Origin of the sequence: uncultured Phascolarctobacterium sp., from assembly GCF_934190775.1 — a bacterium.
In the GTDB taxonomy this organism is placed as follows: Bacteria; Bacillota; Negativicutes; order Acidaminococcales; family Acidaminococcaceae; genus Phascolarctobacterium_A.
Genome location: NZ_CAKPTG010000001.1, coordinates 63,963 through 77,712, shown reverse-complemented (window position 1 = coordinate 77,712; position 13,750 = coordinate 63,963). Strand labels below are relative to the sequence as shown.

Sequence of the window (13,750 nt, the reverse complement as noted above, 5' to 3'; positions counted from 1 at the left end):
GCGCGGTTATTTTACTTTGTAGCGATTAGCGATTCAAAGACTGCACGCTTTCCGGGCGCAGGAGGGCAGGCAGCTTTTTTATTGCAACGGCAATATCTTTTGCGAAAACATATTCAGCAGGGAATTTGTTTTTCAAGGCGAATATAAATATATTATTATCTTTTTTACAGCTTAAAGGAGGCCGTTTTTATGGCATCTAGCTTCAGCTTTTTACGCACACAATTTCCCGGTCTGGAAAAAACAGGCGAGTTTGCGGAGCGCTATTTGTACAGCGATTCCAATTCCTGCCTTTTTAAACTGGGATTATTGTGCGAAGATATCGTTAATAAAATGTTTGATTTTGACAATATAGCAATGCCTTATCAGATGAAGGATATCTTGGTAAACAAAATCCGCCTGCTGGAAAACGAAGAGTATATCACAGAGGATTTGGCACGCATTATGCACCGCCTGCGCTTGGGAGGTAATGAAGCGCGCCACGAGGGTACGGATTCGTTGCAGAAGGCCAAGCTCCTGCTGCCGCAGGCGTACAGCCTGTGCGAATGGTTTATGCAGGTGTATGGCGATTACAGCTATCAGCATCAGGAATATCATTTGCCGACAGAGCAGGCAGAGGCAGCCTTTGTCGAAACTGCTAAGGACAAGGCTGAGGAAGCGCGCCTGCGTAAGCAGGACAACGAGAAGGCGAAGCAGGCTGTGCCTGTGCCGCAGCAGGAGCGCAGCAAAACGAACCTGCAGGCTGCCAACAGACGTCCTAAGACAGAGGCGGAAACACGCTGCCTGATTGATGAGCAGCTGCGTCAGGTTGGCTGGGAGGCGGACACCACAACTTTGCGTTACAGCAAGGGCTGCCGCCCTGCGAAGGGACGCAATCTGGCGATTGCCGAATGGCCTACGGACAAGGTGCCGGGCAACGAGGAAAATGGCTACGCAGATTATGCGCTCTTTATCGGTGAGAAGCTTGTGGGCATTATCGAGGCGAAAAAGTGGGACACGGATATTTCCAGCGTTATCAGCTACCAATGCAAGGATTACGCGCGCGCCATCAGAAAATGCGATGCGGAATATTTGCTGGGACAGTGGCAGGATTTTAAGGTGCCCTTTGTTTTTGCTGCCAACGGCAGGCCGTATGTGCAGCAGCTGCAGATAAAATCCGGTATCTGGTTTGCGGATTTGCGCCAAAGCGGCAATATGCCGCGTGCCATGGCAGGCTGGCCTTCTCCCTTAGGTTTAAAAGAAATGCTGCAGGAAAATACCGCCGAGGGCAACGCTGCTCTCGATGCTTTGCCGTATGATTTTCTGCAGGATGAAAACGGACTGCATTTGCGCGATTATCAGCTGAAGGCTGTGCAGGCGGTGGATGAGGCAGTGCGCTGTGGCAAGCGGACGGCGCTACTGGCGATGGCCACAGGCACCGGCAAAACACGCACGGTTTTGGGCATGATTTACCGCTTTTTGAAGGCGAAGCGCTTTAAGCGTATTTTATTCCTTGTTGACCGCAACGCCTTAGGCGTGCAGGCGCAGGATGTCTTTAAAGAGGTGAAGCTGGAAAGCCTGCAGACGCTGGACCAGATTTACAATATCAAGGAGCTTACCGATAAGCTGATTGATGCGGAAACCGCCGTGCATGTTGCTACCGTACAGGGCATGATGAAGCGCATTATGTACGCCGAAAGCGAGGACCGCATTCCCGCAGTCAGCGATTACGATTTAATTATCATCGACGAGGCGCACCGCGGTTATATCCTGGATAAGGAAATGGCGGAGGCGGAGCAGCTTTATCGCGACCAGCGCGATTACCAGAGCAAGTACCGCTATGTGCTGGATTATTTTAATGCGGTAAAAATTGCGCTCACCGCAACGCCTGCCCTGCAGACAACGGAAATTTTCGGCGAGCCTGTTTATACCTACAGCTATCGCGAGGCGGTGTTGGACGGGTACCTGATTGACCATGATGCACCGCATCAGCTGAAAACGAAGCTCAGCGAGCAGGGAATTAAAATAAACAAGGGCGATACTATTAAATATATCAATAAAAAGACTGGCAAAATCGACACTGCCTATCTGGATGATGATGTGCAGCTTGATGTGGACCAGTTCAACCGCAAGGTTATCGTGCCCGAATTCAACAGGGCGGTGCTGGCGGAGATTACCAAAAATCTTTATCCCGACGCGCCGGAAACATATGGCAAAACGCTGATTTACGCTGCTACCGATACGCATGCCGATATGATTGTGAGCATGCTGCAGGAGCTTTATGCCAAGGATAATCTGGACAGCGACGCTATTATGAAGATTACCGGCAGCGTGGCTAACGGTGACCAGAAAAAGATTCAGGAGAAAATCAAGCGCTTTAAGAACGAACGCTTCCCGAGCATTGTGGTGACGGTGGATTTGCTGACTACCGGTATTGATGTGCCGGAGATTACCACGCTGGTGTTTATGCGCTGCGTGAAATCGCGTATCCTGTTTGAGCAGATGCTGGGACGTGCAACGCGTCGCTGCGATAAAATCGGCAAGGATCATTTTGAGATTTATGACCCGGTGGGCGTATATGACAGCCTGCAGCCGGTGGTAACGATGCCTGCCGTTGCCAATCCGCAGATTTCCGTGAAGGATTTGCTGAAGCAGCTGGCGGAAGCAGAGGAGCCGGAGGCGATTACAGATATTGCCAAGCAGGTGGCCTTAAAGCTGCGCCGCAAGCTGAATAAGCTGGACGAGCAGACGAAGAAGGAGTTTGTGCTGGCGACGGGCAAGGATGTGGCAGCCTTTGCCGGTGAGCTGCAGAAGGCGGATCCCACCAAGGCCAAGGAGCTTTTACTGCAGCATAAGGAGGCGCTGGAGCAGCTGGAAAAATACCGGGCCGGCGGTGATATGGGCGGCATGATTTATGAGGGCAAGGATGAGCTTACCGGCCATACGCGCGGTTACGGTGCGCAAAAGACCAAGCCCGGCGATTACCTGAACGATTTTGCGGCGTACTTAAAGAGCCACGCCAACGAAATTGCTGCCCTGCATATTATCTGCACCCGTCCGAAGGATTTGACGAAGGCGCAGCTGAAGGAGCTGCTGCTGACGCTCGATGCCAACGGCTTTACAACACTGCAGCTGAATGATGCCTATTCGGAATACACGAACAGCACGATGGTGGCAGGCATTATCAGCCTCATCAGGCGCTATATGTTGGGAACGGAGCTGGTGAGCAAAAACTCGCAGCTGAGCCGTGCCTTTGACAAGCTGAACAAAAACCACAAATTTACGCCTGCGCAGCAGAAGTGGCTGGATATCATCCGCAGCTATATGCAGCAGCAGGATATTTTGAGCGTGGAGGCCTTTAAGGAGGACAAACGCTTGCAGCGCTTGGGCGGTTATGCGCGGGCACAAAAAATATTCGCCAACGATTTGGATAATATCGTGAGCGAATTCAATAGTTATTTATATGAAGATGGAGGCAAGACTGCGTGAATACACAGGAGATTGTAGCAAAGCTCTGGAATTTGTGTAATGTGCTGCGTGATGACGGCATTACCTATCATCAGTACGTTACGGAGCTGACATATATTTTATTTTTGAAAATGGCCAAGGAAACCGGCAGCGAGGAAAATATCCCGGAGGGCTATCGCTGGGATGATTTGCTGGCGCGCAAGGGTCTGGAGCTGAAGAGCTTTTACAAGGAGCTGCTGGATTACCTGGGCGAGCAGTGCACAGGACGCATTCAGGAGATTTACAAGGGCGCGGCGACGAACATCGATGAGCCGAAGAACCTGGAAAAGATTATCAGGACGATTGACGAGCTGGACTGGTTCAGCGCGAAGGAGGAGGGACTGGGGAATCTTTACGAAGGACTGTTGGAGAAAAACGCTAACGAAAAGAAGAGCGGTGCCGGGCAGTACTTCACTCCGCGTGTGCTGATTGACGTAATGACGCGCCTTGTGGCACCCAAGGCCGGCGAGCGCTGCAACGATCCTGCCTGCGGCACCTTCGGTTTTATGATTGCTGCCAGCAATTTTGTGCGTGAGCAGACGGACGATTTCTTTGATTTGGATGAGGAAACGGCGGAGTTTGAATATACGCAGGCCTTCACCGGCTGCGAGCTGGTGCATGATACGCATCGCCTGGCGCTGATGAACGCCATGCTGCACGACATCCAGAGCAAAATTGTTTTGGGCGATACGCTTTCCAACATGGGCAAGGAAATGCAGGGCTATGACGTGGTGCTGACCAATCCTCCCTTCGGCACGAAAAAAGGCGGTGAGCGCGCAACGCGTGACGACTTTACCTATCCCACGAGCAACAAGCAGCTGAACTTCCTGCAGCATATCTACCGCAGCTTGAAGCCTGACGGCAAGGCGCGCGCTGCCGTAGTGCTGCCGGACAATGTGCTGTTTGCCGACGGTGACGGCGAAAAAATTCGTGTCGATTTGATGGATAAGTGCAATCTGCACACTATTCTGCGCCTGCCGACAGGTATTTTTTACGCGCAGGGTGTCAAGACCAACGTACTTTTCTTTACGCGCGAAAAAACGGATAAGGACAGCACCAAGGCCGTGTGGTTCTATGATTTGCGCACCAATATGCCGTCCTTCGGCAAGACGAACCCGCTGAAGGCAAGCGATTTTGCCGGCTTTGAGGCGGCCTACGGCGCAGAGGACAGAAGCAAGGTGGCGGACGAGCGCTGGCAGTGCTTTACGCGTGAGGAAATTGCGCAAAAGGGCAACAGCCTGGACTTGGGACTGATTAAGGACGACAGCGTGCTGGATTACGAGGATTTGCCGGACCCGGCGGCAAGCGCGGCAGAGGCTGCGGAAAAGCTGGCGGAGGCCGTGGATTTGCTGCAGAGCGTGGCGCAGGAGCTGAGGAGCTTGCAAAGATAAGAATAGAGTGAAGGATGAAGGAAGAAAGGGAAGAGCCTCTCCTTGGGGAGAGGTGGCATCGCGTAGCGATGACGGAGAGGGGTTCACTATAAGAAAGCATAAAGCCAGCAGACCCCTCTCAGTCGCCCTGCGGGCGCCAGCTCCCCCCAAGGAGAGGCTTTCACTGCATCCTGCATAATTCAAAACTTGCAAAACTATGGATTGTGTGGTATATTAGACATAGAAAAAGACAACCGCCCACAGAGGTGGGTTGCCTAGTTGGTTAAGAAAAATCCGCTCCGAACTCGCCAAAGTCGTGGGGCGGTTTTTCTATGTCTGGGTTATTTACAATATTGAAAAATAAATGTAAGTAATGCCAGAATGAACATTCCGAAGAGCATTAAATCTTGAAAGGAATAGTTCTTCATAAGCATCACCTCGATTCCTGAGGAATTAAGGCAACACCACCCTGCAACACGGTTGTCAAAAACATTTTATCATAAATTATACATTAAAGCAATAACATGTTTGCTTATAAAGGAGAGCTGGCAATGCCAAAGAAAAAGACAGCATTGACAATAGAAGAACGCTTGCAGCAGGCGCTGGTGCCTGCGGAGGAACAGCCTTATGAGGTGCCGGAGAATTGGGTGTGGGTGAGGCTTGGAGCATTTGCTGAAGCTATTTCGAAAGGTACTACGCCTAAAGGTGGTAGTGCAGCATATGTTGATGAAGGTGTAAATTTTTTAAGAGTAGAGAATCTTACAAGCGACGGATATATTTCTCACAGCAAAATAACACATATAACAGAGGAAATGCATGAGAATTATTTAAAACGTTCTATCTTAAAAGCTAATGATTTATTGATATCGATAGCAGGTTCTTTGGGTAAAAGTGCTATTGTTAGAGAATGTGATTTGCCGATAAACACAAATCAGGCAATAGCTTTTGTGCGTTTGTTTGCTGATAAAATTGATGTAAATTACATCAGGAACACTATTGAAAGTCCTTTGATAAATTCGGTTTTGACAAAACAAACGAAAGTAACATCAATTCCAAATCTGACTCTAGAGATAATTAAAGATTGTCCAATTCCTCTCCCTCCACTCTCCGAACAGCAACGCATTGTTGAGCGCATCGAGGAGCTTTTCGCCAAGCTTGATGAAGCGAAGGAAAGATTGCAGGAGGTTGCCGACAGCTTTGCTGTGCGCAAGGCAGCAATTTTGCACAAGGCGTTTACGGGCGAGCTGACCAAGCAGTGGCGTCGGGAAAACGGCGTTAGCGATGAAAGTTGGGAAGAGAAAAAAGGCGAAGATTTTTTTGAGTATGTTACGAGCGGTTCTCGTGGATGGGCTAAATATTATTCTGACAAGGGTTCTATCTTTGTTCGTATGGGAAATTTGAATCATGGAACAATAGAACTGGATTTTTCTGATATACAATATGTTGAATTACCGGACCAAGTAGAAGGGCAAAGAAGTAAATTGCAAAAGAATGACATTTTGATTTCGATTACTGCTGACGTTGGTATGATTGGTTTAGTACGAGAAGATATGGATGCTTATATAAATCAGCATGTTGCTTTAGCAAGACCAAAAGATAATTTGTATGCAGAATTTTTAGCTTGGTATTTTGTATCGGATGTTGGATTAAAACAGATGCAAAATAAACAACGCGGAGCTACGAAGATAGGTTTAGGGTTGAAAGATATTAGAAGTATTATCTTAAAAATTCCATCCCTCCCCGAACAGCACGAAATCGTGCGCCTCATCGACGATCTGCTGGCACGCGAGCGCGCAGCACAGCAGGCTGCGGAGCAGGCGCTGGCAAGCATCGACCTGATGAAGAAATCCATCCTGGCGCGTGCCTTCCGCGGTGAGCTGGGCACGAACAAAGCGAGCGAAGCGAGCGCGCTGGAGCTTTTAAAGCAGGTGCTGGCGGAAAACTGAACATAAGCAAAGAACAAAGCATAGCACATTTTGCTTTACGCTAAGCATGTACGCAAAAAATAAAAACAAAAGATCCGTCGTGTACCGAATGGTGCGCGCGGTGGAAGCAGGAAGGATTTTTGTGCAAAATCCTTCCTGTTCGACTTTATAGGAGTTTGTAACTGCATTTGTTATATACATATGGCATAATGCAAGTTACTGTTATAAATGAAAAACAGAAACAATAAAATGTTTGTTTATTAAGTTTAACTTGTACTTGTAAAAAAACTCTGCTACAATACAATAGGAGTATGTTAATTATAGGAAAAGAGTGATATTATGCGTATTGTGGCTTGTGATGATGATGTAAACGAGTTGGAAGAGCTTAAGCAACAACTGCAGGAAATAGGCAGGAAATATCAGCTGCTTTTGGATATACGTACATTTACTGAAGGGGAGCAGTGCTGTGAATACCTGTTTTTGAATAGCGCTGACATTGTCTTTATGGACATCTATCTGCAGCCTGGTAATGGCGTGGAATTTGTGCGGCGTTTGCGTCAGCACAGGCTTAACTTTAAGCTGGTCTTCCTTACTACCAGTAATGAATTTGCCAACGAAAGCTATGAGGTGGAGGCGGCGTACTATCTGCTGAAGCCTTTGCAGCCGGAAAAGCTGGAGCAGGCGTTGAAGCGCTGCGGTGCTTTTGACAAGGAAGAGTATCTTACTTTTGATACTGCGTTAGAGACGGTAAAGCTAAAACCCAAGGATATTATTGTCGTAGAGGTGCAGGATAAATACTGCTATATTCACACAGCACAGCGCACCTATAAGGTGTACAGCTCCATCAACAAGGTGCGGGAAAAGCTGACGCAGGATTATTTTCTGCTGACCTATCGCAGCGTGCTGATTAACATGCATTATGTAGAGGGTGTTTACAGCAATTATTTTTTGCTGGGTAATGGCTTCAAAGCACCCATCAGGGTGCGCGACAGCGCAGCTGTGCGCAATGCCTATATGCAGTGGGCGCTGCTGCAGGATTAAGGATACTTTGTTATAAAAAGAGAGAACCTCCGTTACGGTTATGAAGGCCGTTGCGGAGGTTTTTTTAGTGGATAGTGGGTAGTTTTTAGCTTTTAGTGGAAATGTGCTTTAATTATTGTTTTGTTTGTTACAGTTTACAGCAAAAAATATTCAAGTAAAGTTTGCAAAATGCGTTTTACGATGAGAATTTGCGCTTTACGATACAGTATATTGAATTTACAGATTTTTATGAGATAATGACGACGATAAGAGTTGTGCGGAAGGCGCCGGAGGCTGTTAGCTGCGGATGGCGCACGCATGAGTTTGGTTTATACGTTAAGGAGGATGATGATTATGACTAGGAAAAAGAGTAATGTCAAGGCGTTGGCCCTTGCCGTAACGTGTGCAATTCTCACAGGGGGGGGCATTGGTCTTGAGCCGGTGTATGCTGCGGATGCGTTGGTGAATTATGATACTAGTACACATAAATTGAAACAAGGCGGTAATACGGAAATTGATACGCTTACTGTTGGCGGTGTGACTATCAGTGGTAGCGGAACTACTTATGGAATTACTATTGGTGACACTAGCAAACATGTTATGATTTCTGATCATGATATTTCTGCAACTGGTTCTGTAAGTGCCAATATTATCGCTTCTGGCATCGATGCTCGTATGGAAGGCGGTAAGGTAGTAGCGCAAAATGGTTTGTATATTGGTTATGACGGTACAGATATTACTCAAGCTACGTATGACAATAGCAGGTTCGCTATTAATGGTGAAAATGGTTCTTTTAGAGCTGCTAATGGTAAGTTTACGGTTTCTAGCGGTGGCGCAATTACAGCTGACAGCTTGGAGCTGACAGGAACAGATGGAACTACAAATGTTGGTAAGGATATTAAGGATAATGCAAATAATATTAAGGCCGTCGATGGCAAGGTAACTAACATTAAAACTGATGTGGGTACTTTGCAAACAGCTACAGGTCAGTTACAAACCAAAGTAGATGAGCTGACAGCAATGGATACCGCAGCTAGGAAGAATATTACATCTTTGCAAATTAAAACAGCCGGCATTAGCGCAGATGGCAGCGAAATGACAACTGATTCCCTGAAATTGCGAGAGAGCGGTTCTTCAGACATGCAGGAAATCACTGCTGCCAAAGTAAAAGGCTATGATAAGGCGGTTGCAGCTGTAGGCGATACTTCTGCTGAAGGAACATTAGCTTATAACACGCAAAAAATTAGATATGCTGACGATGATAGGGTTTTATCAGACAAGGCTACTTATATAGATGGCATTACTCATGCTGGCGACGTAAGGCTGGCTAACGGCGAAGTAAGAGCAAAAAGCATTGTTCTTGAAGAAGAATTTGCTAATGGCACTTCTGCGCAAGCAACTTTGACTCGTGAAGCCATAGTAAATCTTCACGGCATGACTGACGGTAAAACTAAAATCAAAGTTGCTGATGGCTCTGAGGTTGGCGGCGTAACGTTTGATAAACATAGTATTACTGACATTGAGAGCGTAACGATTAACGAAGGAAAAACCAACCAGGTTAAGATTACTGAAGACGGCATTATTGTTGGCTTGACTTCTACTGTAATTGACAGTGAGGGCGTCTATGCCGGAGGCCATGATTTTGGCGGAGCAAAAGCAGCTATTGACGGCAAAGATGGCAAAATTAAAGGTGCAAATGGTGCATTTGGCGTTGATGATAAGGGCAACGTAACGACAACCGGCTATATCCAGGGTAATGATATTACTGTTAACGGTAAGCTCAATGCAAAGGGTGATGCTGTTGTTGGCGGTGATTTGAGCGTAGCTGGTGCAGCACACTTTGCTAAAGAAACTACCTTTGGCGATGGCATTAAAACTGATGCAATTAACGAAGCAACAGCTGATAAAGGTGTTACTATTGATGGCGTTTGGCTGAAAGACAAAGGCATTAGCGCAGCTGGCAGTGCATTTACTGTTGATGGTGCTAAGGGCAACGTAACGACAACCGGTGACATCCAAGGCAAAAATATTACTGCAACTGGTGCCTTGAAGAGCGAGTCCCTGGAAGTAGCTAATGATGCAGCTGTTGGTGGCAAGCTGGACGTGAGCGGTGCGACAACTCTGAAAGATACTTTGAACGTCAAAGGCGCGACAACCCTGGAAGATACTTTGAACGTTAAAGGAGATACGTCTGTAGGCGGTACGCTGGACGTGATTGGCGCAACAACCTTGGGCAGCACCTTAGCAGTAAAAGGCGACACTACTGTTGGTGGCACTCTTGGTGTAGCCGGCAAAACTACACTGAAAGATGAGCTGCAGGTGGATAAAACAGCAACCTTTGGCATTGCGGTAGGCTCGCAGACTGTTATTAAGGGCGATCAGATTGCAACCGGCAGAATTGAAACTGACGCTACCCAGGCAAGTAAAATTGGTGGAGTTACCCTTCACAATGGTAAGATTACAGCCGACAACATGACCATTACTGGTACGCTTGATATGGATAACCTGAAGGTTAATGAAACCTTGGAGGTTGGTACCTTTGGTGTAACAAAAGCAGGCGTGGTAACTGGTGTAACATCTATTAATGACGTTGCTGTAAGTAAGCAGGGTACTGGTCTTAAAATTGGTTCTGCAACAGTTGGCGATAGCAATCCGTTCAGCAGTCAGGGTTATACAGTCGATGCAACTGGTAATGTAAGTGCACAAGATATCACTGCAGGTAAATATAACGGTAATGAAATTACTGCTGACAAAAAATTCAATGGCGTTGAGCTTGATGGTGGCAATGTAAAGGCAACGAAGGTTACTGCTGATACCATCACTGATGGCAACGGCTTTACTGCAACTGGCGGTAATGTAACTGCTAAAAGTATTCAGGCTGAGACAGGCAATATCGCGGGCGTAAGCTTTGCTGCTGGCGGTAATGTATCCGGAATCACAGAGCTGACAGCAACAACCATTAAAGATGGCGCAGGTACAATTATTACTGGCGGCAATGTTGAATCCAAAACTGCGAAGATTGGTGCTATCAAGATTGAAAATGAAACTATTGAGGGTTCTTCTGCTAATGGCTTGAGCATTGAAGGCGTGAAGATTAAAGATGGCGTTATGAGCTCAGTAGTTTCCATTGATGCAGCAAAGGCAACCATCGGTGGAGTAAATACGTTGGATAATACTGGTCTGACAGTAAAAACTGGCTCTAAAGTTCAGGTCGGGACTAATACTGTTATTGAAGACGGTAGCGTAAAGGTTAGCCAGAAAACAAGTTTAACCGACCAAAGCTTGCTGTTGAATGATACTAATAAATGGACTCAGGCAGGTGGACTTGTAGCTGATAAAGCAACTGTTAATGGCATTGCACTGGGTACAGATAGTAAAGGTAAAGCAACCTTTAGTGATGCAGCTGGCAAAACCACTACTATTGATGGCGATACGATTACCACTGGTACCATTACTGCTGATGAGCTGAATGTTGATAAGATTAGCTTAGGTAAAGGCACTGATAAAAATATCACTATTGGCAGCAACGGCGACGTAACAACTAAAGGCGATGTTACTGTTACAGGTGCTGACGATGATACTACTGTTATTGATGGTGCAAAAGCAACCTTTGGCAAAAATGCTGCTAACCAGACTATTATCGACAAAGGCACGATTAAAGCGAAAGCTAAATCTATGACTAGTCAAATAGCTGAGTTTGGTTTTGACGAAAACGGCTTGACTGTTAGCGGACAAAATGCAGAGGGTAAAACTTCTTACTTCAGCTACAATGCAAAAACTGGTGTTAACACCTTCACTGGTCAGGATGGCACGACTACAGCTATTAACGGCAGCGCTATCACTTCCACTAACGGCTCTGCAACTGGCGTACTCAACGGCAGCAACCTGACGCTGACGAATGGCACTAAGTCTACGGCTCTGGAAGCTGGCAAAGCAACCTATACTGGTAAAGCTGGTAGCAGCTCTAAGCATGGTACGACTACAACCATAGACGGCGGCGTAATTACTACTGATACCTTAAATGTTGAGCGTATTCAACTTGGTGAAAAAATTGTTGACCAAAGAACTGGCGAAACTATTGGTTCTGGTGTAACCTTGGCTGCTGATGGTGGCTTTACTGCAGCTGGTGGCAACTTCAAGGTAACTGGTGGTACTAATGCTAGCAAAGGTTCTATTACTAATATTGTTGATGATACTGCTAGCGGCAATGGAAAAACTACTTTTGAAACCAAGAAAACTGGCGCAGGCATGAGCTACGAAAAAGGCGGCGTTAAGAGCAACGTTTCAGTTGGCGATAATAATGCTAATGTATCCGCAGGCGCAGGCTCCATCGACATAACGAACGAAAGCATTACAAGCAAGGTTACGGACAATGCAACGAGCACGATTACGAAGGACAGCATCGTCGATAAGGTTGGCAACAACTCTGTAACTACGGACGCTAACGGTACGACCTTTGCTAATGGCGGCAGTAAGACAACTAACATTAACGGCGGTACGATTACTACCGGCAAGCTGATTACTGACGAGCTTATAATCACTGGTAAGGGTGAAGCAGCAGGTACTGGCACTGGTTCTATCGCTTTCGGCGGCAATGGCACAATTAAGAGCGATATAAAAGATGGCGATAAGAATACTAACTTCACGACCGATATTGACGGCGTAACTACCAAGGTAACCGATGGCACGACTACTACGGAAAACAAGGTTTCCGCTGCGGGCAACAGCAACACTGTTACTAATAAGGATGCTACGCAAAAATCCGAGTTCAACCAAGGCTTGACCTATATCGGCGGCGTTGTAACGAACGGCGAAGTGAAGATTGCGCAGACCTTAGATGGTGAAAAGGGCAATATCACTAACGAAGTAACCGATAAAGATGGCAAGAGCAGCAAGCTTGTTCAAAGCGGCACTGGCCTGGAATATACCGACAGCACTAATGCTGACAATGCAACCCGCATTAACAGCAGCGACGTTTCCATCGGCTCGGCAACAGATGACAGCAAGCGCATCAACCTCTCCGACCTCGGCCAAATTGATGACCTTGACACTGAGCTTTCCGCTCGCGATGAGTTCAAGAACAACTCGACAGCAGTAGGCGGCATCAACGCTGAAGCAGCAGTTCGTCGCGAAGAGGTTGCTCGTCTTGATAACCGCATTGACGACGTGAACACCCGCGTTGATAAGGTAGGCGCAATGGCAGCAGCAATCGCTTCCCTGAAGAGCATTGGCTACGATCCGCAGGCTCCGAGTGAATTCAGCATCGGCCTCGGCCAATACAAGGGCGAAACCGGCGTGGCAATGGGCTTCTTCCACTATCCGAACAAGAACTTCATGATTAACGTCAGCCTGTCTACTGCCGGCGGCGAAACCATGGGCGGTATCGGTGCAACCTGGCGCTTTGGCCACAAATCCCCGCAAAAGCTTTTAGAAGAGCAGCGCGAGGCTCAGGCTAAGAAGGAGCTGGCAGCAGCTGAAAAATATCAGGCAGCAGCCAAGCTTGCCAAAGAAGCGCAGGAGCGTGCTGAATATGCAGCCAAACTGGCGCGTCAGGCACAGGTGAGCGCAGATAATGCTAAGGCAGCAGCTGATGCAACTCAGGCTAAGCATTTTGGCTGATAAGCTGGCAGCAGGTGCAGTCATAGCAGGATAACAACTGTTTTTCCTATAAATCATCATACTCCGCCAAGCAATGCTCCCAACCGCTTGCCTGGCAGTTCATGAGGCTGGGTTCATCATACTGACCTTATGAACAAAAAAGGCTGGAGTTTGAGCGTTTGCTCAAATTCCAGCCTTAAAACTTGCTAAGTCATATAATCTGTGGTATATTAGTCATAGAGGATGACAACCGCCTGCAAAGGTGGGTTGCCGAATTTGGTTAAGAAAAATCCGCTCCGAACTCGGGAAAGTCGTGGGGCGGTTTTTCTTATTGTTGCGCATAAATTCAAAACT

5 protein-coding genes are annotated in these 13,750 nt (G+C 47.2%); all 5 read left to right on the top strand.

Annotated features, from left to right (window positions below):
• Positions 1–189: 189 nt before the first annotated feature.
• The 5 genes from hsdR to Q0G26_RS00250 all read left to right on the top strand — a co-directional run bounded on the left by hsdR (position 190) and on the right by Q0G26_RS00250 (position 13,417).
• The gene (hsdR, locus tag Q0G26_RS00270) at positions 190–3,465 is read left to right on the top strand and encodes a type I restriction-modification system endonuclease (RefSeq protein WP_293827447.1); all 3,276 of its coding nucleotides are present in this window, start codon (positions 190–192) and stop codon (positions 3,463–3,465) included.
• Positions 3,462–4,874, top strand: a complete 1,413-nt coding sequence (locus Q0G26_RS00265) for an N-6 DNA methylase (protein ID WP_293827445.1) — start codon at positions 3,462–3,464, stop codon at positions 4,872–4,874. The genes hsdR and Q0G26_RS00265 overlap by 4 nt, the downstream gene beginning before the upstream one ends.
• 530 nt (positions 4,875–5,404) lie before the next feature.
• On the top strand, positions 5,405–6,799 hold the full coding sequence (locus Q0G26_RS00260) for a restriction endonuclease subunit S (RefSeq protein ID WP_293827443.1): 1,395 nt from the start codon (positions 5,405–5,407) through the stop codon (positions 6,797–6,799).
• Positions 6,800–7,117: 318 nt separating this feature from the next.
• The gene (locus Q0G26_RS00255; RefSeq protein ID WP_293827441.1) at positions 7,118–7,819 is read left to right on the top strand and encodes a LytTR family DNA-binding domain-containing protein; all 702 of its coding nucleotides are present in this window, start codon (positions 7,118–7,120) and stop codon (positions 7,817–7,819) included.
• Positions 7,820–8,152: 333 nt separating this feature from the next.
• Positions 8,153–13,417, top strand: coding sequence for a YadA-like family protein (locus tag Q0G26_RS00250; RefSeq protein WP_293827439.1), 5,265 nt, complete (start codon positions 8,153–8,155; stop codon positions 13,415–13,417).
• Positions 13,418–13,750 lie beyond the last annotated feature (333 nt).

Excerpts from the sequence above, each read along its gene's own strand:
- Q0G26_RS00250 (WP_293827439.1), top strand. The coding sequence starts at position 8,153 with ATGACTAGGAAAAAGAGTAATGTCAAGGCGTTGGCCCTTGCCGTAACG.
- Q0G26_RS00260 (WP_293827443.1), top strand. The coding sequence starts at position 5,405 with ATGCCAAAGAAAAAGACAGCATTGACAATAGAAGAACGCTTGCAGCAG.
- Q0G26_RS00255 (WP_293827441.1), top strand. The coding sequence starts at position 7,118 with ATGCGTATTGTGGCTTGTGATGATGATGTAAACGAGTTGGAAGAGCTT.
- hsdR (WP_293827447.1), top strand. The coding sequence starts at position 190 with ATGGCATCTAGCTTCAGCTTTTTACGCACACAATTTCCCGGTCTGGAA.